General features: G+C 70.4%; 25 protein-coding genes and 1 tRNA gene. 16 read left to right on the forward strand and 10 right to left on the reverse strand.

Annotated features, from left to right (window positions below; translation table 11 throughout):
• Positions 1-30: 30 nt before the first annotated feature.
• The 8 genes from AB0I38_RS13690 (at position 31) to AB0I38_RS13725 (ending at position 8223) form a co-directional block, all read left to right on the forward strand.
• Positions 31-318, forward strand: a complete 288-nt coding sequence (locus tag AB0I38_RS13690; RefSeq protein WP_358466621.1) for a hypothetical protein — start codon at positions 31-33, stop codon at positions 316-318.
• Positions 315-2183: a DNA polymerase gene (locus AB0I38_RS13695; protein ID WP_358466623.1), complete on the forward strand. Its 1869-nt coding sequence runs from the start codon at positions 315-317 to the stop codon at positions 2181-2183. Before AB0I38_RS13690 ends, AB0I38_RS13695 begins: the two co-directional genes overlap by 4 nt.
• Positions 2180-3175, forward strand: coding sequence for a hypothetical protein (locus AB0I38_RS13700; protein WP_358466625.1), 996 nt, complete (start codon positions 2180-2182; stop codon positions 3173-3175). Before AB0I38_RS13695 ends, AB0I38_RS13700 begins: the two co-directional genes overlap by 4 nt.
• Before the next feature lie 24 nt (positions 3176-3199).
• Positions 3200-4111, forward strand: a complete 912-nt coding sequence (locus AB0I38_RS13705) for a bifunctional DNA primase/polymerase (RefSeq protein WP_358466627.1) — start codon at positions 3200-3202, stop codon at positions 4109-4111.
• Between the two features lie 22 nt (positions 4112-4133).
• On the forward strand, positions 4134-5351 hold the full coding sequence (locus AB0I38_RS13710) for a DUF3631 domain-containing protein (protein WP_358466629.1): 1218 nt from the start codon (positions 4134-4136) through the stop codon (positions 5349-5351).
• Between the two features lie 182 nt (positions 5352-5533).
• The gene (locus tag AB0I38_RS13715; protein ID WP_358466631.1) at positions 5534-5734 is read left to right on the forward strand and encodes a helix-turn-helix transcriptional regulator; all 201 of its coding nucleotides are present in this window, start codon (positions 5534-5536) and stop codon (positions 5732-5734) included.
• Positions 5734-7164: a tyrosine-type recombinase/integrase gene (locus tag AB0I38_RS13720; RefSeq protein WP_358466633.1), complete on the forward strand. Its 1431-nt coding sequence runs from the start codon at positions 5734-5736 to the stop codon at positions 7162-7164. Before AB0I38_RS13715 ends, AB0I38_RS13720 begins: the two co-directional genes overlap by 1 nt.
• A 114-nt stretch (positions 7165-7278) precedes the next feature.
• The gene (locus tag AB0I38_RS13725) at positions 7279-8223 is read left to right on the forward strand and encodes a restriction endonuclease (RefSeq protein WP_358466635.1); all 945 of its coding nucleotides are present in this window, start codon (positions 7279-7281) and stop codon (positions 8221-8223) included.
• Between the two features lie 627 nt (positions 8224-8850).
• Here the strand turns inward: AB0I38_RS13725 and AB0I38_RS13730 are convergent.
• A tRNA-Ile gene (locus AB0I38_RS13730) sits at positions 8851-8924 on the reverse strand.
• Positions 8925-9126: 202 nt separating this feature from the next.
• Here AB0I38_RS13730 and AB0I38_RS13735 point away from each other — a divergent pair.
• Positions 9127-9654, forward strand: a complete 528-nt coding sequence (locus AB0I38_RS13735) for a histidine phosphatase family protein (RefSeq protein WP_358466637.1) — start codon at positions 9127-9129, stop codon at positions 9652-9654.
• Positions 9655-9778: 124 nt separating this feature from the next.
• Here AB0I38_RS13735 and AB0I38_RS13740 read toward each other — a convergent pair whose 3' ends face one another.
• Both AB0I38_RS13740 and AB0I38_RS13745 read right to left on the reverse strand, forming a co-directional pair.
• Complete coding sequence (locus AB0I38_RS13740; protein WP_358466639.1) at positions 9779-11218, reverse strand: S1 family peptidase; 1440 nt, start codon at positions 11216-11218, stop codon at positions 9779-9781.
• A gap of 86 nt (positions 11219-11304) precedes the next feature.
• Complete coding sequence (locus tag AB0I38_RS13745; protein ID WP_358466641.1) at positions 11305-12240, reverse strand: LysR family transcriptional regulator; 936 nt, start codon at positions 12238-12240, stop codon at positions 11305-11307.
• A gap of 97 nt (positions 12241-12337) precedes the next feature.
• On the opposite strand from AB0I38_RS13745, the gene AB0I38_RS13750 reads away from it, so the two are divergent.
• Positions 12338-12562, forward strand: a complete 225-nt coding sequence (locus tag AB0I38_RS13750) for a DUF6158 family protein (protein ID WP_358466644.1) — start codon at positions 12338-12340, stop codon at positions 12560-12562.
• On the forward strand, positions 12562-12807 hold the full coding sequence (locus AB0I38_RS13755; protein WP_358466646.1) for a hypothetical protein: 246 nt from the start codon (positions 12562-12564) through the stop codon (positions 12805-12807). The genes AB0I38_RS13750 and AB0I38_RS13755 overlap by 1 nt, the downstream gene beginning before the upstream one ends.
• A 10-nt stretch (positions 12808-12817) precedes the next feature.
• On the opposite strand, the gene AB0I38_RS13760 is transcribed toward AB0I38_RS13755, so the two are convergent.
• Entirely contained in the window at positions 12818-13750 is a 933-nt protein-coding gene (locus tag AB0I38_RS13760; RefSeq protein ID WP_358466648.1) for an NADP-dependent oxidoreductase, read from the reverse strand.
• Positions 13751-13841: 91 nt separating this feature from the next.
• Between AB0I38_RS13760 and AB0I38_RS13765 the strand changes: the two genes are divergently transcribed.
• Together AB0I38_RS13765 and AB0I38_RS13770 are read left to right on the forward strand one after the other, a co-directional pair.
• The gene (locus tag AB0I38_RS13765) at positions 13842-14261 is read left to right on the forward strand and encodes a winged helix-turn-helix transcriptional regulator (RefSeq protein ID WP_358466650.1); all 420 of its coding nucleotides are present in this window, start codon (positions 13842-13844) and stop codon (positions 14259-14261) included.
• 117 nt (positions 14262-14378) lie between these two features.
• A complete protein-coding gene (locus AB0I38_RS13770) occupies positions 14379-15158 on the forward strand; it encodes a putative hydro-lyase (RefSeq protein WP_358466652.1) in 780 nt (259 codons plus the stop codon).
• On the opposite strand, the gene AB0I38_RS13775 is transcribed toward AB0I38_RS13770, so the two are convergent.
• Both AB0I38_RS13775 and AB0I38_RS13780 read right to left on the reverse strand, forming a co-directional pair.
• Entirely contained in the window at positions 15155-15715 is a 561-nt protein-coding gene (locus AB0I38_RS13775; protein WP_358466654.1) for an AAA family ATPase, read from the reverse strand. The two genes, AB0I38_RS13770 and AB0I38_RS13775, sit on opposite strands and share 4 nt — an antisense overlap.
• 54 nt (positions 15716-15769) lie before the next feature.
• On the reverse strand, positions 15770-16666 hold the full coding sequence (locus tag AB0I38_RS13780; RefSeq protein ID WP_358466656.1) for a phosphotriesterase family protein: 897 nt from the start codon (positions 16664-16666) through the stop codon (positions 15770-15772).
• A 161-nt stretch (positions 16667-16827) separates the two neighbouring features.
• On the opposite strand from AB0I38_RS13780, the gene AB0I38_RS13785 reads away from it, so the two are divergent.
• Both AB0I38_RS13785 and AB0I38_RS13790 read left to right on the forward strand, forming a co-directional pair.
• The gene (locus AB0I38_RS13785) at positions 16828-17283 is read left to right on the forward strand and encodes a TIGR02611 family protein (RefSeq protein WP_358466658.1); all 456 of its coding nucleotides are present in this window, start codon (positions 16828-16830) and stop codon (positions 17281-17283) included.
• 64 nt (positions 17284-17347) lie between these two features.
• Positions 17348-18265 (forward strand): TolB family protein, encoded by a 918-nt coding sequence (locus AB0I38_RS13790; RefSeq protein WP_358466660.1) that lies wholly within the window; start codon positions 17348-17350, stop codon positions 18263-18265.
• A gap of 12 nt (positions 18266-18277) precedes the next feature.
• Here AB0I38_RS13790 and AB0I38_RS13795 read toward each other — a convergent pair whose 3' ends face one another.
• Positions 18278-18598, reverse strand: coding sequence for a GroES family chaperonin (locus tag AB0I38_RS13795; RefSeq protein WP_358466662.1), 321 nt, complete (start codon positions 18596-18598; stop codon positions 18278-18280).
• Positions 18599-18718: 120 nt separating this feature from the next.
• On the opposite strand from AB0I38_RS13795, the gene AB0I38_RS13800 reads away from it, so the two are divergent.
• A complete protein-coding gene (locus AB0I38_RS13800) occupies positions 18719-19972 on the forward strand; it encodes an ArgE/DapE family deacylase (RefSeq protein WP_358466664.1) in 1254 nt (417 codons plus the stop codon).
• 12 nt (positions 19973-19984) lie between these two features.
• Here AB0I38_RS13800 and AB0I38_RS13805 read toward each other — a convergent pair whose 3' ends face one another.
• The 3 genes from AB0I38_RS13805 to AB0I38_RS13815 are packed head-to-tail and all read right to left on the reverse strand — an operon-like array spanning position 19985 to position 22940.
• Positions 19985-20812 (reverse strand): ABC transporter ATP-binding protein, encoded by an 828-nt coding sequence (locus AB0I38_RS13805; RefSeq protein WP_358466666.1) that lies wholly within the window; start codon positions 20810-20812, stop codon positions 19985-19987.
• A complete protein-coding gene (locus tag AB0I38_RS13810) occupies positions 20812-21864 on the reverse strand; it encodes a FecCD family ABC transporter permease (RefSeq protein ID WP_358466668.1) in 1053 nt (350 codons plus the stop codon). Before AB0I38_RS13810 ends, AB0I38_RS13805 begins: the two co-directional genes overlap by 1 nt.
• A complete protein-coding gene (locus tag AB0I38_RS13815; RefSeq protein ID WP_358466670.1) occupies positions 21861-22940 on the reverse strand; it encodes a FecCD family ABC transporter permease in 1080 nt (359 codons plus the stop codon). Before AB0I38_RS13815 ends, AB0I38_RS13810 begins: the two co-directional genes overlap by 4 nt.
• Between the last annotated feature and the right edge of the window lie 71 nt (positions 22941-23011).

Consider the following 23011-nt stretch of genomic DNA (forward strand, 5'->3'; position numbering starts at 1 on the left):
CCCGCCAACCTGGAAGGACTCGCACATCCCATGCCAGCAACCACCGCGACCACGAAGCCCGCCGATGACCAGGCGTCGCTGTTCGCCCTCACCGCCTCGGACGGTGCCGAGGGCGCGGTGTCGGGCGTGCGGTTCATCGCCGCCGACCCGACCGCCAGTGACGCCGCGCTGATCGGTGACGGCTACGGCTGGCTGGCCGCCGCGCTGCCCGCCCCGCGACCGCCCACCTGCCCGGCCTGCCACCGCCCGACCGTGCTGCCCGCCGCCGCGCCGGTGCTGTGGACCTGCCCGCGCTGCCACCCCACGGAGACCCGATGACCACCACACCCACCACCTGCTACGTGCGCGAGCACGACGGACACCGCATGACCGTCCACAGCCCCGCCGGGTTCGAGCCGGCCGCGTTCGCCCGGTTCACCGCCGCCGAACCGATGCTCGGGCTGGACGTGGAGACCAGCGCCATCGACGACAAAGGCCCGCGCCAGTTCGACCCCGCGTTCACGGTCCGGCTGGTCCAGTTCGGCTCACCTACCGAGGCGTGGGTCCTGGACCCGACCGACCCCGACCAGCATGCCGCGATTCGGACGACGCTGGCCGACCCCGCACGCCGGTTCGTCACCCACACCACCTACGACCCGCTCGCGGTCTGGGCCGCATTCGGCATCGCGCTCGGGCAGCGCGTCATCGACACGCACCTGATCTCCAAGCTGATCGACCCCGACGAACGCGCGGGCCATGGACTCAAGGAGCTGACCGGCCGCCACCTGGACGACGGGCTCCAGCACGCCGAGGCCGCGTTGCACGCCCGGATGCGCGCCCTGGCGCCGACCGGACACCGCGCCGGCAACTCCTGGCGCACCTGGGGATGGAACCACCTACCCACCTCCGAAGAGGCATACGTCGTCTACGCCGGGCTGGACGCCGTCTACGTGCGCCTCCTGCTGCCGGTGCTGCTACGGCACTGCCTGGACTTCACCCACCTGGTACGGATGGAGCAATGGTTGGCCGCCCGCGCCACCGCCATCACCATCCGCGGCCTGCTGCTGGACCGCCCCTACACCACCGCCCTACTGGAGGAGATCCAGCGTGAGCACCACACCGCCGAGACCCGCATCCAACAGGCCCTCGGCTTCCCCGGCGGCTCACCCCGCTTCGCCACCTGGCTGGACGGCCACCTGTCCGAGGCCGGCGTCAGCGCCGCCGATCTGCCGCGCACCCCGACCGGCCGCCTGAAGGTCACCGCCGACACCCTCACCACCCTGACCGACCAGCACGCCACCGCGCTGCCTGAGCAGGTGCGCGAACTGCTGGCCGCCCGGCGAGTGATGGCCGCCACCTCCAACCTGATCGCCAACCTGACCGCGTTCCTGCGCGCCGCCGACCCCGCCGGCCGCGTGCATCCGCAGATCAACACCCTGCGCGCCAAGACCGCCCGTATGAGTGTCACCGGCCCGGCGTTGCAGACGCTCAAGAAACATGACCCGCGGCTACGGCACTGCTTCCGCGCCGACGCCGGCCACGTGCTCATCTCCTGCGACTTCTCCCAAGTAGAGGTCAGAGTGGCCGCTGCCCTGTCCGGTGACCCGACCCTGAAACGAGTGATCGCCTCCGGGACCGACATCCACGACGCCACCGCCGCCCTGATGTACGGCGACGCCTACACGCCCGAACAGCGCACCATCTCCAAGCGCTGCACCTTCGGCACCCTGTACGGCGGTGGCGCCACCGCGCTGGCCGGCCAGACCGGCGTCACACCTGAGGTGGCCCGGCAGGTCATCGACCGCTGGCAGTCCACCTACCCGCGCGTGATCGCCTACACCAAACAACTGGCCGGCCAAAGCGTGGTGACCACGCCGAGCGGCCGGCGCATCCCCGCCGACCCCGCCCGCGGCTACGCCAACGGCAACTACATGGTCCAATCCACCGCCCGTGACCTGCTGCTGGCCGCCGTCTACACCTTCGCCACCACCCACCCCGAGGCCAAGCTGTGGCTATTCGTCCATGACGAAGTCATCATCCAAGCCCCCGAACGCGACGCCGAACACCTGTGCGCCGCCCTTCGGCAGGCCATGACCACCACCTTCCAGGGCGTGCCGATCGTGGCCGACGCCGACATCCTCGGCACCCACTGGGGCCACCTCCCCGACCCAACCACCGCCGAGGCGCACCAGGAGGCGGCATGACCACCACGGGCACGGCTCCCATGCCGACCAATCGCGATTCGTCGCGTGCCGCCGGCGCAACGCGACGCGTCGCCTACGACGTCCAGCCCGACGCGTCGCGTACGGCGGCCGCTCTACACGACGCGTCGCGTTCCACCACGGCGCAACACGACGCCTCACCTCCAGGCAACGACGCGCAACGGCTCTGCGCCTGGTGCTCAGGCCCGATCCCCGCCACCGCCCGGCGAGATGCGGTGTGCTGCTCGGTGCGCTGCCGACAGGCGCGCCACCGCTTCACCCGCACCGTGGGCGCCGGCGCCGCTGAAGGCGTCGCGACTGGCCACCCGCTACGGCTGGCCTACGCCGACCCGCCCTATCCAGGTAACGCGCGCCTGTACCGCGGACATCGCGACTACGCCGGCGAGGTTGACCATGAGGCGCTGATTGGGCGCCTGATGGCCTACGACGGATGGGCGCTGTCCACCTCAGCCGCCGCTTTGCCGGCGGTGCTGGCGCTGTGCCCGCCCGAGGTGCGTGTCGCAGCCTGGCACCGCGGCGAACGGCCCACCGTCAGCCGATGGCCGCTGAGCGCCTGGGAACCGGTCATCTATACCGGAGGCCGCCCTTCCGACCCGTCGCGCCGACCAGGTGCGCGACGGGTGGACTCCCTGGTGCACGGCGTTTCGGCGATGACCACCTTGCCGGGCAGGGTCATCGGTGCCAAACCGGCCGCCTTCTGTCGGTGGCTGTTCGACCTGCTCGGCGCCGTACCCGGTGACAGCTTCGATGACCTGTTCCCCGGCTCTGGTGCCGTCAGCCGCGCCTGGGCTGTCTTCGCCGGCGCCCCTGTCCCGTCGCCTGCGGCCGAAAGCGACGCGTCGCCTGCAGCTGGACACGACGGGTCGTCTCCGCCGGCGCGCACGACGCCTGACCCCGTCCCCCAATTGGTGGCTCTACCAGCTATCCGACAAGGCCACCAGTTGGGGGGAAGCCGGTCCCGATCAAGCATGTGACCTGATCAAAGGAGAGGTTTCAACATGACCGACCTGCTCACCGCCACCGGCGCCGCCCGACGTGGCTGGCGCGTCTTCCCGCTCACCCCGCGCGGCAAGTACCCCGCCCGCGGCTTCACCGATTGGGAGCGCAACGCCACCACTGACCCCGACCGACTGGCCGCCTGGTGGCGACACGCGCCCTTCAACGTGGGCATCGCCTGTGGACCCTCTGACCTGTTGGTCATCGACTTGGACCTGCCCAAACCCGGCGAGCACCCGCCCGCCGCATGGGCACAACGTGGCATCGCATCCGGTGAGCAGGTCTTCCGCCATCTGTGCGCTGAGCACGGCCAGCCCTACCCCGACGACACCCGCACCGTGACGACCCGCCGCGGCGGCCTGCACCTGTACTTCAGCGCCCCGCCTGGCAGGCATCTCGGCAACACCTCGGGAGCGCGCGGCAAGGGGCTGGGTTGGCTCATCGACACCCGCGGCGCCGGCGGCTACGTCGTCGCGCCGGGCAGTTACGTGGCCGCCCGCGACGGCACCGGCCCCTACACCCTCACCCGCGATCAACCGCCCGCCCCGCTACCCGACTGGCTGACCGCCGCACTCATCCCGCCACCGCCGCAACCCGCATCGACGACCTCGGTCGCCGAGCTGCTGGCCGGCCTGCCCGCCCGGCGACTGTCCACCTACGGCCACGCGGCCCTGACCGGCGAGATCGAGCGCGTCACCACCGCGCCGGACGGAGGCCGCAACCGCGCGTTGAACCTGGCCGCCTGGAAACTCGGCAAGCTCATCGCCCGCGGCGCGCTACCCCGCGATCTGGTCGAACACGCCCTGCAAGCCGCCGCCGAGACCGCCAACGGCCACAGCCGCGACCCGCGCCCGCCCCACGCTCTGGCCGCCGTCATCAGCTACGGCATCAACGCCGGCATACACGCCGCATGAACCCGACCACCAGGGAGACACCATGCCCCAACCACATCCGCCCACCGGCGCCGCCCTACTCAACCAGCTCCACGCCGCCCTGACCCGGTACGTGATCCTGCCCCGCGTCGAGGCCGCCGACGCGGTCACACTGTGGATCGCCACGACCCACGCTCAACCCGCGCTCGCGCACGCGCCGCGCCTGGTCATCCGCGGCCCGGAAAAGCGATGCGGCAAGTCCCGCCTACTCGACATCGTGGAGGCCACCTGCCACGACCCGTTCATCACCGTCAACTCCAGCTCGGCGGCCATCTACCGCTCCATCTCCGACGACCCGCCGACCATCCTGGTCGATGAGGCCGACACCATTTTCGGCGCCAAAGCAGACGGCCACGAAGACCTACGCGGCCTGCTCAACGCCGGCCACCAGCGCAACCGGCCCGCAAAACGGTACGACGCCAACGCCAACCGAGTGGAATCCATCCCGACCTTCGCCATGGCCGCACTCGCCGGCATCGGCTCCATGCCCGACACCATCGAAGACCGCGCCGTCGTCATCCGCATGCGCCGCCGCGCCCCCGGCGAAAGCGCCGCCCCCTACCGGCACAAACGCGACCGCCTACCCCTGCGCCGTCTGGCCGCCGAACTGGCCGCCTGGCTCCGCCCCGACCTGGCCACCCTGGAGGAAGCCGAACCCGCCATGCCCGTCGAAGACCGCGCCGCTGACACCTGGGAACCCCTGGTCATCATCGCCGACCATGCCGGCGGCACCTGGCCCGACCGCGCCCGAGCCGCCGCCCTGGCCTTGACCGCCGAGGCCGACGACAACGGCCACACCTCACCACGCCTACGTCTGCTCACCGACTGCCGCACCGCGTTCGGCGAACAGACCGCCCTGCCCACCGCCGTCCTGCTGGAACGGCTCAAGGCCGACCCCGACAGCGAATGGGCCGAACACGGACCCGCCGGCCTGACCGCGATGAAGTTCGGCAGCCTGCTGCGCGAATACGACATCCGCTCGACCACGATCCGCTTCCCGCCCCCGACCGGTCAGGCCAAGGGCTACCAGCGCGCGGATTTCGCCGACGCCTGGGCGCGCTACTGCCCGGCTCCCGACCCCGCCCCGGACGGCGACAGACCGCCCCACGAGCCCGCCCGAGACGGCGACGTCGTGCCAATCGCCAGGGGAAGCCGTACCAGCCGTACCAGCCTCAATTCCGCAGGTCAAAGCGGTACGGCTTACATCCCTGGTACGGCTTAAGCCGTACCACCAAAAAAGCCGTACCAGCCCTGACCAGCAAAAACGAGGCTGGTACGGCTGGTACGGCTACCCCCCTCAAACCGGCCCCCGCGCACCCGCCACGGCCCCGGCAAAGCCGCTAACACGACGCCCAAGCCCCCCGTTCCCACACCGATTCACCCGCCTGGAAGGAACGCGCCAACATGGCCGCTACCGTCACCCGCCTGCACGCGATGCTCACCGTCGCCGAGGTCTGCACCGAACTCCAGATCTCCCGATCCACCTTCTACGACTGGCGCCAGAAAGGCCGCGCCCCCCGCTGCATCGCCCTGCCCAACGGCTCACTCCGCGTACGCCGCACCGACCTCGAAAGATGGCTCAACGCCCGAGAGGACGCGGCCTGATGGAGAACACCACCTACCGCGTTCGCGTTCACAAGACCGAGGTCCGCAAGAACGTCGCGGGCAAGGTCACCTCCTACCGCGTCCAATGGTCCACGGATGGCAAGCCGTGGAAACGGACCTTTCAGAAGAGTGCGCAGGCAGATGCTTACCGAAGCAAGCTGCTCACCGCTGCTCGGGAGGGCGAGCCTTTCAGCCTGGTCACTGGCGAGCCGGTGAAGTGGAGCCGCGTTGAGCGGCCAGAGATGACCTGGTACGACTTCGCTTGCAAGTTCGCTGACTTCAAGTGGAAAGCTGCCTCGGCGAAGTATCGCCAAGACATCGCCCGCGCCCTCACCGCAGCCACACCGGCCATGCTCACCAACAGCAAGGACAAGCCGTCTGACCTTGACCTCCGAACCGCCATGCGCCGATGGGGGTTCAACACCAAACAGCGCGCCGGCGCGTCTGAAGAAGTGGCTGAGGTGCTGGCGTGGCTGGCCAAGAACACCCGTCCCATATCCGCGCTGACCGAGGCGGCCACCGTCCGTGCCTTGCTCGACGCCGCCACCTCACGCCTGAACGGGAAGACCGCCGCCACAAGCACGATTCGCCGGCACAAGACCATTCTGCAGAACGCAATGGACTACGCCGTAGAGCTGAAGCTCTTGGATTCCAATCCGATCAAGGCTCTGAAGTGGAAGCCGCCGAGGGTCACCTACGAAGTGGACAGGCGTAGTGTCGTCAATCACTCTCAAGCGCGCCGTCTTCTTGCCGCGGTGGAAGCACAACAGCCCAGCGGGAAGCGACTTGTCGCGTTCTTCGCCGTCATCTACTACGCGGGACTACGTCCCGAGGAAGTTGTACGGCTCGGCGAGGACAACATCATCCTTCCCGACTTGGTAAGGAATCCCGAAACGGGAGAGCTCCAGGAACCGGCAGACGAGTGGGGTGAGCTCCGCTTCGCTGGCGCCGCGCCGTTCGCCGGCCGTGAGTGGACGGACGACGGCAGGCTGCGGGAAGAACGCGCCCTCAAGCACCGTGCCGAAGGCGAAGCGCGCGTCGTTCCCTGTCCTCCCGCTCTTGTCCGGATTTTCCGCGCGCACCTTGTGGAGTTCGGCACCGGCCCCGGAGGGCGGTTGTTCACCGGGGTCCGCGGTGGCGAGCTGGCCGGCATCACGTGCCGGCGCGTGTGGGCCAAGGCAAGAGAACAGGCCCTGACCACAAAGGAGGCACAGTCACCGCTGGCCAAGCGCATCTACGACCTGCGCCATGCCTGTGTCTCGACGTGGCTCAACGCCGGCGTACCAGCCACACAGGTAGCCGAATGGGCAGGTCACAGCGTGGATGTCCTGCTCAGGATCTACGCCAAATGCGTCGTTGGCCAAGATGAGGCCGCTAAGCGGCGCATCACCGAGGCGTTGAAGGATCTCGACCCTCCCGCCTTGGCTTGACGCCTCAATCGGACCTCGAAAATCGATATCCAATTCTTGTGAAGGAATTGCGCATCTATGATCGGGGTCTGCTAGGGTAGATCGCAGGCAAAGTGATCTCAGGAGGGACTGTTCGTGACCACCCCCACCCCCGCATGGACTCTCAAGCCCGGGCAGCAGATCGAGCGCAAGACGCTGCACGAGCGTTTCGGTGGCCGCACTCAGGGCGGCATCGGTCCGTCCAGCCGCAGCGACAACGTCTTCGTCTTCACCGACCCGATTGCCGGCGAAAAGCACGGGTACTTCGACGGCTGGATGCCCGACGGCCTGTTCCACTACAGCGGCGAAGGCCAGTACGGCGACCAGCGGATGATGTCCGGGAACGCCAGCATTCTCAACCACAAGCAGAACGAGAAGGCGCTGCGCGTCTTCCAGGGCGCCCGCGGTACCGTCACCTACCTCGGCGAGTTCGAGGTGGACGACAAGGAGCCCTGGTACGAGGCCGACGCCCCCGAAACCGGCGGTGGCGCCATCCGCCGCGTCATCGTCTTCCGGCTGCGTCCCATCGACGCGGCGGTTCAGCCGCCGCAGACCAGCCTGGCGCGGCTGCTCGACGCCGCCAACGACAACCCGAACGAAGACCAGGTACAGGAGCTCGAACTGGAGCAGCAGCTCACCGAGCGGACTTTCGTCAACCCCGACCGGGAGCCGTACGAGGCCGAGCGGAAGGAGTCCACCCTCGTGCAGGCGCTGGGAGACTACCTGCGCGGCAAGAACCACAAGGTGGGCCGGCATCAAATGCTGCCGAAGGGGGAGACCCGTCCGCTTTTCACCGACCTGTATGACCACGATGCGAAGCTGCTGATCGAGGCCAAGGGCAGCGTCACCCGCGAGAACGTGCGCATGGCTATCGGCCAGCTCGCCGACTACAGCCGCTTCCTGCCCGACGCCACGAGGGCGATTCTGCTGCCCAGCGAGCCGCGCCAGGACCTGATCGAACTGGCCCACAGCCAGGACATCGTCATCGTGTGGCCGACTAAACGCGGGTACGGCGCCAGCCGGCCCGGCTTCGCGCTGTAGAATCGCACTGATCCAACTCGTGTCCGCGCTGAAGAAATTCGATTTACCGTCCCTCCGGACCAAAGCGCAAACACGAAAGATGTCAAATGACAACTGAACGCGCTGTTCTGATCGCTCTTGCAGTGATCATGACTGCCAGCATCGCCACCGCACTGTTTCTCGCAGACGGCTCTACCTGGCCCGCCTCCCTTCTTGGCGGCCTCGCTGCCGGCGGGTGCACATTGTGGGGGCTGCTCGGATGGTTTGGCCGTAAGACGTGAGTTGCACGATCTAGGGCAATTTCCGTCAGGCACGGCGCATGCGTGAGGCTAGGAGGAGGGTGTGACATCACCCTGCAATCCTCCTGGCCTTCATGCAATGCCGAAAGTGCAGCTCATTGCGCGCCGGTCACATGCGCCCCGTCGTGGCACGGCTACTGGGCATGCCCATGACTCGGGTACGGCGTCAGCCGGCCCGGCTTCGCGCTGTAGGTCATACGCGGCTTGCCCGCTCGCTGAAGTCGTGGGTAAGCATTGGGTAGAGCTGCCCGCAAACGATCGGTATCGGCCGTAGACAGCCGGACATGAGAAACCCCCGTCTCCGCGCGGAAGCGCAGGTCAGGCGGGGGTTTTGGCTGTTCTAGAGAAGTAGGGCGGGTGGGACTTGAACCCACGACCCACGGATTATGAGTCCGATGCTCTGACCGGCTGAGCTACCGCCCCTGGATTCAGTTGTCCCCACGTGCGCCGCGCTCCGGGATCACCCCGAGCCTCCGCGCACGCTAAAGGCTAAAGCATGGGACCCCCGCTTGCCGCCAGCCGCGTGGAAGGCGCCCGCACATCATTCCATGCCAGGGCGAGTAGATCGAGCGTTCGGGTCGTACGCTCTGCGCGTACGCCGGGAGCGGCTGGGTAGCGTCGGGGCATGCCCGTGAGACTGATCTACGAGACGCATTCCATCACCGTGGACAACGAGACCGGCATCGCCACGGGATGGCTGCCGGGCGAGCTGTCCAGGACGGGCCGTGGGCTGGCGGCCGAGTTGGGGGTGCGGCGGCGCGACGTGGACGTCGTCTACGCGTCCGATCTGCGCCGGGCCGTGGAGACCGCGGAGATCGCCTTCGGCGACACCAAGGAGATCAGGCTCGACCAGCGCCTCAGGGAGTGCGACTACGGCATCTACAACGGCCGTCCGGTGAGCGAGGTGGCGATGTTGCGCGCCAGGCACATCGACACGCCCTGGCCGGGCGGGCAGAGCTACCAGCACGTCGTGGCCGAGACGGCGGCGTTCCTGGAGGACGTGATGAAGGAATGGCAGGAGTGCACGGTGCTGGTCATCGCGCACTCGGCCAATCGGTGGGCGCTGCGCAACCTGCTCGAAGGAGTACCGCTGGAGGATCAGGTCGACGCGCCGTTCGACTGGCGGCCGGGCTGGGAGCACATCCTGGCCTGAAGAGGCTGAAGAGGCTGAAGAGGGCGGAGAGACCGGAAAGGGCGGGGGCTGGAGAGGCCGGGGAAAGCCGGCGCGGCCGGGAGGCGGGGGTGAACTCCGCCTCCCGGCCGCCGTCAAAAGCTGGTCACGGGCGGTTGACGCCCAGGGTGTAGGAGCCGGAGCCGCTGTAGGCGTGGACGCGGTAGCGGTAGTAGCCCGCGGTCCCGCTGTAGCTGATCGTCTCGTCGGGGTTGGCGGTGATGCCCTGCGCGACGACCGCCCAGGAGGAGCCGTTCCACTTCTGCAGGTACAGGTCGAAGTCGGTGCCGTTGGGGCCGTCCAGGCAGCCGGCGTGCGTGCCGGAGGTCGTGGACTGGTAGTAGGAGCCGTTCGGCTGGTAGACGCTCTGGCCGGAGGTCAGCGAGCCGCTGTAGGTCGAGCTGTAGCCCTGGCAGCCGGTCGGGGGCTCCTGGCCACCGCTGGTGACCAGGGTGAGGCCGCCCGCGGAGAGGATCTCGCCCACCGGCTGGAAGTACGTGGTGCCGCCGCTGGTGCAGTTGCCGGAGCCGCCGGAGGTCATGCCCTGGGCCTGGTCGCCGGAGATGAACGAGCCGCCGGAGTCGCCGCCCTCGGCGCAGACGTTGGTCCGGGTGAGGCCGGAGACGGTGCCTTCGGGGTAGTTGACCGTGGAGTTGAGCGCCTGGACGGTGCCGCAGTGCCACTGGGTGGTGGAGCCGGAGCGGCAGATGGAGCCGCCGGGCTGGGTGACGGTGGAGCCGCGGACCGGCAGGATGCCCGAGCCGTAGGCGTTGACCACGCCGGGGGCGGTCCAGTTGGCGTTGGTCGAGATCCAGGAGTAGTCGTTGCCGGGGAACGACGAGATCTGGAACGACCCCTGCGCGACCTGGTTGTAGCCCGTGGTGGCGTTGCCGACGTTGCCGCAGTGGCCGGCGCTGGTGAAGCCGAGCTGGGTGCCGCGCCTGGCGGCGAAGCCGACGGAGCAGCGGTAGCCGAGCGCCGAGTTGTAGTAGGCGTCGCCGCCGCGGATGTCGTAGAAGAGGCGCGGCTGCTCGGCCGACTGCTCGACCTTCACCGCCGCGGCGTCCACGCCGCTGGCCTCGACCCACGCGCGGGCGGCTTCAAGATCGGTGGCCCAGGCGATGACGGCGTTGTCCTGGGGCGAGATGGACCAGGCGTGCACCGAGGAGGGGGCCGCCGCGCGGTCCAGGCCGTCCTTGACGGCGGTGAGCTGCGCCATCGTACGGGCGAGCACCCTGGCCTGGGCGCCCGAGCGGGTGATGGCGGCCTTGTCGGCGGCGTCGACGGTGGCCACGACGAGCACGCTCTCCGGGCCCTCGTACCAGGCGCCGGCGTAGCGGTCGCCGAGTTGCTTGCGCAGGCCGGGGGCGGCGTTGTTGCCACGGGCCTCGTTGGCGAGGCGGTTGACGGCCTGGTCCTTGCTGATGCCGAGGTCGCGCTGGAGGGAGTCGATCATCCCTGACGGCGGCTTGGCGGCGACGGCCGGGGTGGGCGTCATGAGTAACGCGCCGATCGCGATGGCGATCAGCGCAGGGGTCCGGAGCATCCTTGTCTCCTTGTGGCTGGGGGGTGCCGTCAACGTAACGGCGGCCAGGGGGCGCGAGGAGATACCGTTTCGCCCCTATCGTCGTGTTATGGGGTGGTGGTGCCGAAGCTGGGATTGCGCACCAGCCAGTCCCGGTAGACAGGGCTTCGCCGTACGGACTCGGCGTGGGCTCGTTTGGCCTGGGAGACGACCCAGGGGCCGTCGGGGGTGGACGGGTGGCGGCCGAGCAGGTGCCGCCAGCGCAACGGCGCGCCCGCGAACGGCACCATCACCAGCCCCGGCGCGGGCTGGTGGGTGGCCTGGCAGAGCACCACGGCGCGGCCGACCTGCGCGAGGTGCGCGCAGGTCGCGACGTCCGTCTCGTAGATCGTTCCGGGGGTGAAGCCGGATCGCGCGCAGGCCATCGCGAAGCAGTCGGTGAAGCAGCCGTCGGCCGGCGTGACCGCCCACTGCTCGTCGGCCAGGTCGGCCAGCTCCAGCTCCTTCTCCTTGGCGTTCGGGTGGCTCTCGCCGACGAGCGCGAAGACGGGGTCGAGGCTGATCGTTTCCCACAGCAGCGTGCCGGTGGGGGTGCCGCTGTCGCCGCAGGCGTCGGTCAGCACGTAGTCGAGGCGGCCCAGCTCGGCCATGGCGGTGAGCTCGTGGGAGGACCAGCTCGTGTAGGTGGTGACCGGCCGCTCGGCGGCGAGCCGGTGGACGAGGCCGCCGAGGATCGGGCCGTTGGTGGCGCCGATGCGGAAGCCGGGGGAGGGGGAGTGGGCGAATCGTACGGCTTCGTTCTGGAGTTCCTGGGCCGCGGGCAGGAGCACCCGGGCGCGGGCGAGCACCAGTTCGCCGAGCCGGGTGGGCCTGGCGCCGTGCCGATCGCGCTCGAACAGGGCGCCGCCGAGCACCCTCTCGATGCGCTTGAGCTGTGCGGTCAGGGCCGGCTGGGCCAGCCCGAGGAGGGACGCGGCCTTGCTCACACTTCCCGCGTCCGCGACCGCGCGGACGATCCTGAGGTGCCTGAGCTCGAGGTCCATAACGGGAAGGTAAGGCGGCCATCTCTTCTCGACAATGGTCTTATGTCAGGAAATATGACAGATATTGTCGAGGGCCTTATGGGGTAGGGGCTACCTCATGACGACGATGGGCATCGACCCCAGGGAACTCCCTGACGACGACCTGATGCGCGAGCTGCGGCAACTCCACCTGACGCGTACCGACACCTTGCTGCACGGCTCCGACGACGCGCTCGCGACGCACACCTTGCGGACGAACGAGCTCGAAGGCGAATATTTGCGCCGCAACCCCGAGCGTGACGTGGATCCGGGCAGGCTCAGAGAGGGAGCGAGGCAGCGGTGATGACCGACCACCATGATGTGCACGATGTGCAGGCCCTGTCCGACGTGGACATCCACGTCTACGAGGCGCTCGCCTCCCTGGTCGTGGAAGGTCGCGGCGCCGGACTCGGCGAGCTGGTCCACTCGACCGGCCTGACCGAGGACGAGGTACGGCGGAGCCTGGCCACGCTGCTGGACCAGGGCCATGTGCTGCCCGAGGGAGACGGGTTCGCGCTCGGGCCGCACACGTTCGAGGTCGAATACTGACGGCGGGACGTCAGACCTCCAGCACCAGCTTGCCCACGAAGTCGCCGCTCTCCATCAGCACATGCGCCTTGGCCGCGTCGGCCAGCGGGAAGACCCGGTCGACGTGGGCGGCCAGCTTCCCGGAGGCGACGAGCGAGGCCACCTGCTCCAGGGCGGCGTGGTCCGGTTCGACGGCGAAGTGGCCCCACCGGAGGCCCGATCGCCGGTATTCCTCGACGGCCTCGGCGTACATGCCCGCGCCCCCGATGAAGGCGCCGCCGGGACGCAGCACCCTCAGCGACCTGCGGGGGTAGTCCCGGCCCACCATGTCGAGCACGACGTCGACGTCCGAGACCACCTCCGCGAAGTCCACGCTGGTGTAGTCGATCATCTCGTCCGCGCCCAGGCTCCGTACGAAGTCGTGCTTGGACGCCCTGGCGGTGCCGATCACGTAGGCACCGCGCAGCTTCGCGAGCTGGACGGCCAGGTGCCCGACGCCGCCCGCCGCGCCGTGGACGAGCACCCGGTGCCCCGGCAGGACCTCGGCGATGTCCTCGAACGCCTGCCACGCGCTCAGCACCGACATCGGCAGGGCTGCGGCCTGAACGTGGTCGAGGCCGGCCGGTTTGCGGGCCAGCTGGCGCGGCCGGGCGACGACGTACTCGGCGTAGGCCCCGGCCGGGTCCGGGAAGTTCAGCATGCCGAACACCTCGTCACCCGGCCTGAACCGGCCGACGTGCTCCCCGGCCTCCTCCACCACCCCGGACACGTCCCAGCCGAGGATCAGCGGCGGCTCGGTGTAGTGGGGTGGGAAGGGCGTGCGCCGGATCCGCCAGTCGGGCGGGTTGATGCCCACGGCCCGCACCCGGACCAGCACCTCATGCCTCGTGAGCGCAGGCCGTTCGACCTCCGCGAGTTCAAGCACGTCGGGCTCGCCAAAAGCCCGCTGAATGATCGCACGCATGCGACATCTCCTTGTTTCGGTGGATATCGCAATGCTTGCCGGAGACGGTATCTCTTGGAAAGAAGGCACCTTTCTGGTACTCAGGTACCTGATGGATACCAACTTCCCGGATCTCCGGCAGTACGGCGGGGCCAACGCGTTCTTCGAGGCGTGCAAGCCCCGCATCGTGTTCGACATCTTCACCAACAAGTGGACCGGGCTGGCCATCGGCGCGCTGCTCGGCGGCCCCCGCCGGTTCAACGAACTGCGCAGGATGCTCGACGGCATCACCCAGAAGATGCTGTCGCAGACCCTCCGCGCGCTCGAACGCGACGGGCTGGCGACCCGCACCGTCTACCCGACGATCCCGCCACGGGTCGACTACGAGCTCACGGACCTGGGCAGGAGCGCCACCGTCATGCTCGGCGTGATCACCGGGTGGTCGGACGAGCACGCCGACGAGGTGATCGCCGCCCGGCGGGCCTACGACGAGCGGGCCGCGCGACCCGTGGAACCCGTCAGATCCGGTTGAACCGGGCCCACAGCACGAACGCGCCGCCGAAGACGGCCCTGGCCCACCCGTGCCGAGCAGCACGGATAGGTCTCCGCGTCTGACGGGATTTCCGGACTCCTGACGTACTGTCAGAGGGTGGATGTCGCAGACCTGACCCCCGCACAGGCGCGCAGGCGCTTCCGCGAGGGCGAGAGGGTGCCGACCGCGGGCTGGTGCAGGGGCTGGACGCAGGCCAACCTGATCGCCGTGCCGAGACAACTCGGCTACGAGCTGCTGCTGTTCGCCCACCGCAACGCGCGCGCCTGCCCGCTGCTCGACGTGGGCGAGCCCGGGGCGTGGAGCACTGGCCTGTTCACCGGCGACCTGCGCACCGACCTGCCCGGTTACCGGCTCTACCGCGACGGGCGGCCGGTCGCCGACCTCGGCGACGTGGTGGAGGAGTGGCGCGAGGACCTGGTGCCGTTCCTCATCGGCTGCAGCTTCACCTTCGAGCGGGCGCTGCTCGGCGCGGGGGTGCCGGTCCGGCATCTGGAGTCGGGGACGAACGTGCCGATGTACCGGACGAACGTCCCGTGCGCGCCGACCACGACCCTGTCGGGGCCGCTCGTCGTGTCGATGCGGCCGGTCCCCGAGGCGCTGGTCGAGACGGCGATCGAGGTCAGCGGTCGCTACCCGATGGTGCACGGCGCGCCCGTGCACATCGGCGACCCGGCCGCGCTCGGCATCGCCGACCTGGCCCGGCCCGACTTCGGCGACCCCGTCGAAGTGCGGCCGGGGGAGGTGCCGCTGTTCTGGGCGTGCGGGGTGACGCCGCAGGCCGTGATCATGGCGAGCGGCGTCGACTACGCGATCGGCCACCTGCCGGGTCACATGGCGATCCTCGACGTGCGCGACGAGAGATACCGGGTGGGCTAGGTCAGCCCCGCCGCCGTGAGCTGCTCGTCCAGCGGCGCCGCCCCGCGCCGCCCGTCGATCTCCAGATGGGGTACGGCCGGCGGCTCGTCCACCCGGATCGCCTTCAGGAACGCCTCGAACGCCGCCAGCTTGCCGGCATCACGCTCGAACCCCCTGGTGATCAGCCGCTCGCGCAGCGTCGGGCCGTCGGAGCGCACCCACACCAGGTGCACCGGCGAGCCGCCCAGTTCCTCGACCCACCGCTGCCATCTGTCCACCGAGTGGACCTGGCCGGTGAACGGGCCGTCCAGCATGACCGGGCAGCCGTGCTCCCTGATCTGCCGCGCGGTCCGGGTCAGCCCGGCGTACTCGTGCCGCTTGACGTGCTCGTCGTACCACGGGCCCTCGCGCTCGCCGGGCAGGCGGCCGTGGCCCCGCAGGACGGCCGCCACGAAGTCGCCGTAGACGGTGTCCTTGTCGAGCAGGGCGGGCACCGGCAGGAGGCGGGTGAGCAGCGCGGCAGCCACTGTGGACTTGCCCGCGCCCGGCGGCCCGCTGATCACCCAGACAGCGCTCATGCGATCAGTCTGCCCGCCCGCCGCCACGGACCGGGCATGCGCCGGAGAGCGGCCTCAGACGTCGACGCCGGTGAGCCAGCGCAGCGGGTTGTCGCGGGTGACGACCCGGATGGTGTCCTCGTCGACGCCGACCTCCCGCAGGCGCGGCAGCAGCGCGTGGAAGAGCTGCGCGTACCCCGGTCCGCCGTACTTCTGGGTCTGCGCGATCCGGCTGAGCCCGGTGCCGACCAGCAGGCGCTCGGTGTGCCCGTCCTCGATGAGGCCGAGCGCGATCCGGGCGGCCTCGTCGGGGCCGGCGGCGAGCGTGGTCAGGCTCACGTACGCGCCCGACTCGGCGATCTTGCGAGCCGTGGGCAGGTCGGGGCCGGTGTGCCGGACGCTGACACGCGAGGCGGGCAGGCCCTGGGCGAGCAGGATCTCCAGCATGCCCAGGCTGTCCTGGCCGTGGGTGGCGACCGGCAGTCGCGTGGCGAGGGAGGCGCGGGCGGCGGCGATCAGGGCGTTCTGCTCGGCGGGGGTGCAGCGGGCGTCCCAGCAGCCGACCTCGCCGATCACGCCGGGGAACACGCCGGTGCCGTCGATGCCGTCCAGGATGTCGCTCAGCAGCAGCCCGGTGAGCGTCTCCACGTCGGCCTGGCGGGTTCGCGTGAACGGTTCGGTGAACAGGCCGGTCGCGGCGATGACCGGCACGCGGCCGGCGGCGGCGATGCGGGCCAGGGTGTCGGGGTCCCGGCCCATGCCGATGCAGGTCAGATCGACGATCAGGTTGAGCTGGTCGGACTGGCGCAGATCCCGGAGCTCCGCGATGACGGTGTGCTCCTCGTCGAGCCACCGGTACGGGTCGGAGTCGATGCCGACCGCCCAGCGCATGTCGTCGCGCAGGTGCTCATGGGGGAGAACGGCACCGGTGATGGCGGCCGCGCGGATGGGGCCGGTGACGGTGCGAAGCATGACCTCGGGCATAACAGACATTAACCGACGATTGCCGGAACATAGTGGTTCAGTCAGGATGTTTTACCCTTGAGTGGTTTTTGGGTCATTGTCCGGGGTTTCGACTGACCCTTGTCGCTCCCGTCGTATCCTTGGGGACACACCGACCGTCCGGGGGGACAGTGCCGATCCGTGACTCCGACACCGGAGATTCCGATGTGGTCAAGGACGAGGCCGCACGTCGCTCCGCCATGCCCGCACGTCGTTCCGGGCTGCACGGCTGGCTGGACGGCATCAGGTCCAACCGCACCGGCGCGCTCACGCTCAAGATCATCATTGGTGTGATCGGGGGTGTCATGGTGGTCGGGGGGCTCATCATGGTGCCCTTCCCCGGCCCCGGCTGGCTGGTCGTGTTCGCCGGTCTGGCGGTCCTGTCCACGGAGTTCCACTGGGCCCACCGGGTGCTCGAGTTCGGCAAGCGGGTGCTGCACGCCTGGACCGAGTGGTACAAGAAGCAGGGCTGGACGATCCGCATCATCGTGCTGATCATCACGGCCGTGGCGGCGATCGCGATCGTCTACCTGGGCTGCAAGACGGTCGGGATCGACCTGGTGATGCTGGCCAACAGGTTCATCTGACCCGTCCCATACCTGATCCCTATGATCGGCGCTCTTCGCCGGGTCTCGCGCCTATTCTGCGGGCGTGCTCGCCCATATCGCCATCGCGCTGTCCATGACGCTGCTCGCCCCCGCCGCCACGGCCGGCACGGTGCCGCTCCCCGGCGTGAGGGTGAGCTACACCGAGCAGACCGGTGATCCCGTACGGCTCAGCGCGTACGGACTCGGCACGAAGAGCACCTACCTGCGGGCCAGGACCGGAGCCGCGTTCACCCGGCAGCCCGCCCTGGCCGAGGCCGCGGTCTCACCCGACGGGCGCACGGTCGCCGGAGTGCCCGGCACCTACCGGGCCGGCTTCGACGCGCTCCTGCTCACCGACCGGGCCACCGGCGCGACCCGGCGGGTCCGCACCGTCGCCAAGCCGCTGACCGCCTCCTACGTCTCGTGGACCCGCGACAGCAAACAGGTCGTGCTGACCGTCGAGCGGAAGGTCGCCGGCCGGTGGCAGGCGGCCGGTTTCACCGTGGTCGACGTGGCGGCGGGCACCGCCCGCACCGTGCGCCTGTCCGGCCTCGACCGCGGCGCGAGCTTCTGGTGGAGCCCGGACGGCAAGCTGGTCGCGCGCCACAACGGCGGCCTGCGCACCCACCGCGCCACCGACGGCGCGGTCATCGGCGCCCATCCCTCGATCGGCCTGCCGACCGGCCCGGAGGACTCCTACTCGCCGTCGGGCAGGCGGCTGGCCGTGTGGTGCCCCGCGCGCTTCAGGGAAGGGCTCTGCCTGGCGGACCCGGCCACCGGCCGGATCGCGCGGCGGGTCGCCGTGCAGCCGGTGGCGTTGTTCGGCTGGTGGGACGAGAACCACGTCATCGCGGTCATGACCCACCGCGGCGACTACCGCCTGGCGGTGCTCGGCCTGGACGGCAAGGTGACGCGGGTGCTCGCCCCGATCCCGCGCCGGACGTGGACGGCGAGCCTCTGGCTGGGCTTCACGCGGGCCTGAGCCTCACGGATCTCACAGATAGAGGCCGGTGCCGTGGTCGGTCTCCTGGGTGGCGACCGCGTGCAGATCGCGCTCGCGCATCACGAGGTAGACCTGCGCGTGCAACTCCACCTCGAACTGCTCCTCGGGGTTGAGCAGCACCTTGTCGCCGACCTTGACCGAGCGCACGTTGGACCCGACGCCGCAGATCTCGCCCCAGGCCAGCCGGTTGGCGAGCTTGACCGTGGCGGGAATGACGATCCCGGATCCGCTCCGCCGCTCCTCGGACGCCTGGTCCAGCTTGATCATGACCCTGTCGTGCAGCATCTGAATCTCGAACTTGGGCTCTAGCACGTGCCAAGTTTACGTTCCGTGAGAGGGGCCCCCGACGCTCGCCGGCGTCGCAAGGTGCACTTTCCGCCTGGTATCTCCACGGATCGCGGCACAGGTTCACGACATGAGATGGTGTGCTCCATGCACGACGTGGAAGCCCGGGTCCTCAACGCCATCGACGACTCCGACACCGTCAACCTGCTGGCCGAGACGGTCAAGGTGCCCAGCGTCACCGGCACCGACGCCGAGTCGGAGCTGCAGCACACCTTCGCCCGCCTGCTGACCGAGGCCGATCTGGACGTGGACGTCTGGAAGCTCGACCTCGACGAGCTCCGAGCCCGCGACGGTTTCCCCGGCACCGAGGCGCCCAGGGCCGAGGGCTACGGCGTGGTGGGCGTCAGCGAGGGCGAGGGGATCCCGGCGCTGGCGCTGCAGGGCCACGTCGACGTCGTGCCGACCGGCGACCTGGCCAAGTGGCAGGGCAGCGACCCGTTCGCCGCCAGGATCATCGGCGACACCCTGCACGGCCGGGGCGCCTGCGACATGAAGGCCGGGCTGGTGGCCAACCTGGCCGTGATCCGCGCGATCCGGAAGGCCGGTGTGCGGCTGGCCAGGCCGCTGGCCCTGCACTGCGTGGTCAGCGAGGAGGACGGCGGGCTCGGGGCGTTCGCGACGCTCGCCAGGGGCCACACCGCGCAGGCCGCCGTCATCACCGAGCCGACCAGCGGCGCCGTCATCACGGCCAACGCCGGGGCGCTGACGTTCCGGCTGGAGATCTCCGGGCGGGCCGCGCACGGCGCCACCCGGTACGAAGGGGTCAACGCCATCGAGGTGTTCTGGCCCGTGTTCGAGGCGATCCGGCGGCTGGAGGCCGAGCGCAACCGCGACGCCCCGGCCGCGTTCGCCGCCAACCCGCTCCCGTACCCGATCGAGGTCGGCACCGTGCGGGCGGGCGACTGGGCGAGCACCGTGCCCGACCTGCTCGTCGCCGAGGGGCGGCTGGGCGTCCGCCTCGACGAGGATCCCGCCGAGGCGCGGGCGGCGTTCGAGGAGGCGGTGCTCGGCGCGGCCGGTCCGTGGCTGCGCGCGAACCCCCCGGTCGTCACCTGGCCGGGCGGCCAGTTCGCCAGCGGGCGGCTGCCCGAGGCGCATCCGCTGCTCAGCGAGGTCAACCGGGCGGTCGCCGACACCTCGGGCGGGTCGCCACGGGAGACGGCCGCGCCGTACGGCAGCGACCTGCGCCTCTACGCGGCGGGCGGCATCCCGACGCTGCACTACGGGCCCGGAGACGTACGGTTCGCGCACGCCCCCCGGGAGCAGGTGGCGCTGGCCGAGTTGCGTGACGTCACACGCGCGCTGGCCGTGCTCGTGGTGCGCCGCTGCGGAACCCTCTGAGAGGGACGCCGCTCAGGACGCGACGCTCACCCGGCGGCGCGACTCGGGGACGATGAGCGGGGTGCCGGTCTGCGGGTCGGGGATGATCTCGCACCGCAGGTCGAAGACCTGGCTCACCAGCTCCGGCGTGACGATGTCCGACGGGTCGCCCTGCGCGACGATGCGTCCCTCGCGCATGACGATCAGGTGGGTGGCGTAGCGGCACGCCTGGTTGAGGTCGTGCAGCACGGCCACCATCGTGCGGCCCGTCTCGTGCAGCTCGGCGCACAGGTCGAGCACCTCGATCTGGTGGGCGATGTCGAGGAACGTCGTCGGCTCGTCCAGCAGCAGGATGGACGTCTCCTGGGCGAGCGCCATCGCCAGCCACACCCGCTGCCGCTGCCCGCCCGACAGCTCGTCCACGATCCGGTCGGCCAGCACCGCCACGTCGGTGGCGCGCATCGCGCCGGCCACGGCCGTCTCGTCCGCCCGCGACCACTGCCGCATCAGCCGCTGGTGCGGGTAGCGGCCGCGCCCCACCAGGTCGGCCACCGTGATGCCGTCGGGCACGATCGAGCTCTGCGGCAGCAGCCCGAGCCGGCGCGCGACCTCCTTCGACGGCAGCGAGGTGATCAGGCTGCCGTCCAGGTGCACGGCCCCCTTCCTGGGCCGCAGCATCCGGGCCAGGGCGCGCAGCAGGGTGGACTTGCCGCACGCGTTGGGGCCGATGATCACGGTGAACGACGAGTCGGGGATCGCCACGTCCAACTGCTCGGCCACGACGCGCTGGTCGTAGGCGAGGGTCAGGCCGGCGCCGGACAGGCGCGTGGCCGAGGGGACGGCGAGCTCGGAACGGGCCATCAGTGGCGGTCCTTTCGCAGCAGCAGGGCGAGGTACGTGCCGCCGATCGCGGCGGTGAGCACGCCGACGGGCAGTTGGGCAGGGGCGATCACGCGCTGGGCGGCCAGGTCGGCGGCCGTCAGCAGCACGGCGCCGACGAGCGCCGAGGAGGCCATCGTGACGCCGGGGGAGCGGGTCAGGCGACGGGCCAGCTGGGGAGCGGCCAGCGCGACGAAGGCGACCGGGCCCGCGGCGGCCGTGGCCACGCCGCACAGCAGCACCCCGGCCACGATGGCCACCGCCCGCACGGCCTCCACCCGGATGCCCATCGCGCGGGCCGAGTCGTCGCCCATCTCGATCATCCGCAGCGGCCTGGACACGTACGCGCAGGCGGGCAGCAGCACGGCCAGCGCCACGGTCAGCGGAAGGACGTAGGACCAGTCGCGCCCGCCGAGGCTGCCGGTGAGCCAGGCGCCGGCGGTCGCGGCGTCGTTGATGTTGGCCCTGGTCAGCAGGTAGTTGTTGGCGGAGATGAGCAACGCGTTGGCGCCGATGCCGACGAGCACCAGCCGGTAGCCCTGCACGCCGCGCCGGAACGCCGCCAGGTAGACCAGCACCGCGGTCACCACGCAGCCGGTCATCGAGCCGACGGCGATCTGCGCGGCGGAGCCGCCGGCGACCACGACGAGGATGCCGCCGGTGGACGCCCCGGCGGAGAAGCCGATGAAGTCGGGGCTGCCGAGCGGGTTTCTGGTCAGACTCTGGAAGATCGCCCCGCTGAGCCCGAACGCCGCGCCGACCAGCAGGCCGGTGAGGACCCTGGGCGCGCGCAGCTTGTTCACGATGAGCTCGGCGACGGGCGGGCCGTCGCCGAGCAGCGCGGCCAGTACGTCGGGCACGGGCACGGTGAACTCGCCGGTCGAGATGGCCAGCACGGCCACGGCGAAGGCGGTCAGCACGAGCAGCACCCCGACGAGCAGGGCACGGGGCGCGAGCCGCAGCGACCAGCCGCCCAGGCGGACGGCCCGGGGCCGCCGCTCGGACACCGGCGGGACGGGACGATGCGCGGTCACAGGGCGGCCAGCCTTCTGCGCCTGGCCAGCAGGATGAAGATCGGGGCGCCGACCATCGCGCACATGATGCCCACCTGCACCTCGCCGGGCCGGGCGATGAGCCGCCCGGCCACGTCGGCGGCCAGCAGCAGCACCGGTGCGGCGAGCGCCGAGTAGGGCAGCACCCACCGCTGGTCCTGACCCACCAGGGCGCGCACCGCGTGGGGGACGGCGAGGCCCACGAACCACAGCGGCCCGGCGGCGGCCGTGGCCGCTCCGCACAGCAGCGTCACCGCGACCCCGGTGAGGACCCGGGTGCGGGTGACGGCCACGCCGAGCGCCTTGCCCGCGTCGTCGCCCAGCGACAGCATGTTGAGCGGCCTGGACAGCAGCAGCCCCAGCACGATGCCGGCGGCCATGAAAGGCGCCAGCCGCACCAGCACGTCGGCGCTCTGCGCGGCCAGCGAGCCGGTCAGCCAGAACCTCATCCGGTCGAACGTCTGCGGGTCCATCCGCAGGACCGCCGAGGACATCGCGGTGAAGACCATGCCCACCGCGACGCCGGCGAGCGTCAGCCGTACCGGACCCGCGCCCGAGCGGCCCGCGGCGCCCAGCGAGTAGACGATGACGGACGCCAGCGCGGCCCCGCCGAAGGCGAACCAGACGTAGACGGCCGGATCGGTGAGCCCGAGCAGCGCCAGCGCGAACGTGACGCCCAGTGCCGCGCCCTCGTTGATGCCCAGCAGCCCGGGGTCGGCCAGCGGGTTGCGCGTCAGGCTCTGCATGAGCGCGCCGGCCAGTCCGAGCGAGGCCCCAACCCCGATGCCCAGCAGTGTGCGGGGGATGCGCAACTCGCGGATCACGGTGTGGTCGCTGGATCCGTCGGGCGAGGTCAGCGCGTCGATCACCACGGACAGAGGGACCGAGCGGGCCCCCAGCGCGACGCTGGCCATCGCCATCAGCACCAGCAGGCCGAGGGCGATCACGAGCCCGCCGGCCAGCGCGGCCGAGCGCCCGCGGCGCGGCGCCGGCGCCTCGCGTTCGTCGGCGGTCCGGGCCACCGGGGCGGCCGGCTCCGTATCCTCAGCCGGGCGCACCCGACCCCCTTCCGTAGCGGTCAAATTAAGGTAAGGCTAATCTAAAGCCTTGATACCAAGGCAAGCCTAAC

The sequence above is a fragment of the Nonomuraea cavernae genome (assembly GCF_040655715.1).
GTDB classification, from domain to species: Bacteria; Actinomycetota; Actinomycetes; order Streptosporangiales; family Streptosporangiaceae; genus Nonomuraea; species Nonomuraea cavernae_A.

Coding starts and splice junctions, on each gene's coding strand:
- AB0I38_RS13755 (WP_358466646.1), top strand. CDS start 12,562: ATGACCGACCACCATGATGTGCACGATGTGCAGGCCCTGTCCGACGTG.
- AB0I38_RS13705 (WP_358466627.1), top strand. CDS start 3,200: ATGACCGACCTGCTCACCGCCACCGGCGCCGCCCGACGTGGCTGGCGC.
- AB0I38_RS13800 (WP_358466664.1), top strand. CDS start 18,719: ATGCACGACGTGGAAGCCCGGGTCCTCAACGCCATCGACGACTCCGAC.
- AB0I38_RS13760 (WP_358466648.1), bottom strand. CDS start 13,750: ATGCGTGCGATCATTCAGCGGGCTTTTGGCGAGCCCGACGTGCTTGAA.
- AB0I38_RS13710 (WP_358466629.1), top strand. CDS start 4,134: ATGCCCCAACCACATCCGCCCACCGGCGCCGCCCTACTCAACCAGCTC.
- AB0I38_RS13775 (WP_358466654.1), bottom strand. CDS start 15,715: ATGAGCGCTGTCTGGGTGATCAGCGGGCCGCCGGGCGCGGGCAAGTCC.
- AB0I38_RS13695 (WP_358466623.1), top strand. CDS start 315: ATGACCACCACACCCACCACCTGCTACGTGCGCGAGCACGACGGACAC.
- AB0I38_RS13700 (WP_358466625.1), top strand. CDS start 2,180: ATGACCACCACGGGCACGGCTCCCATGCCGACCAATCGCGATTCGTCG.
- AB0I38_RS13740 (WP_358466639.1), bottom strand. CDS start 11,218: ATGCTCCGGACCCCTGCGCTGATCGCCATCGCGATCGGCGCGTTACTC.
- AB0I38_RS13765 (WP_358466650.1), top strand. CDS start 13,842: ATGGATACCAACTTCCCGGATCTCCGGCAGTACGGCGGGGCCAACGCG.
- AB0I38_RS13745 (WP_358466641.1), bottom strand. CDS start 12,240: ATGGACCTCGAGCTCAGGCACCTCAGGATCGTCCGCGCGGTCGCGGAC.
- AB0I38_RS13720 (WP_358466633.1), top strand. CDS start 5,734: ATGGAGAACACCACCTACCGCGTTCGCGTTCACAAGACCGAGGTCCGC.
- AB0I38_RS13715 (WP_358466631.1), top strand. CDS start 5,534: ATGGCCGCTACCGTCACCCGCCTGCACGCGATGCTCACCGTCGCCGAG.
- AB0I38_RS13735 (WP_358466637.1), top strand. CDS start 9,127: ATGCCCGTGAGACTGATCTACGAGACGCATTCCATCACCGTGGACAAC.
- AB0I38_RS13690 (WP_358466621.1), top strand. CDS start 31: ATGCCAGCAACCACCGCGACCACGAAGCCCGCCGATGACCAGGCGTCG.
- AB0I38_RS13780 (WP_358466656.1), bottom strand. CDS start 16,666: ATGCTTCGCACCGTCACCGGCCCCATCCGCGCGGCCGCCATCACCGGT.
- AB0I38_RS13805 (WP_358466666.1), bottom strand. CDS start 20,812: ATGGCCCGTTCCGAGCTCGCCGTCCCCTCGGCCACGCGCCTGTCCGGC.
- AB0I38_RS13750 (WP_358466644.1), top strand. CDS start 12,338: ATGACGACGATGGGCATCGACCCCAGGGAACTCCCTGACGACGACCTG.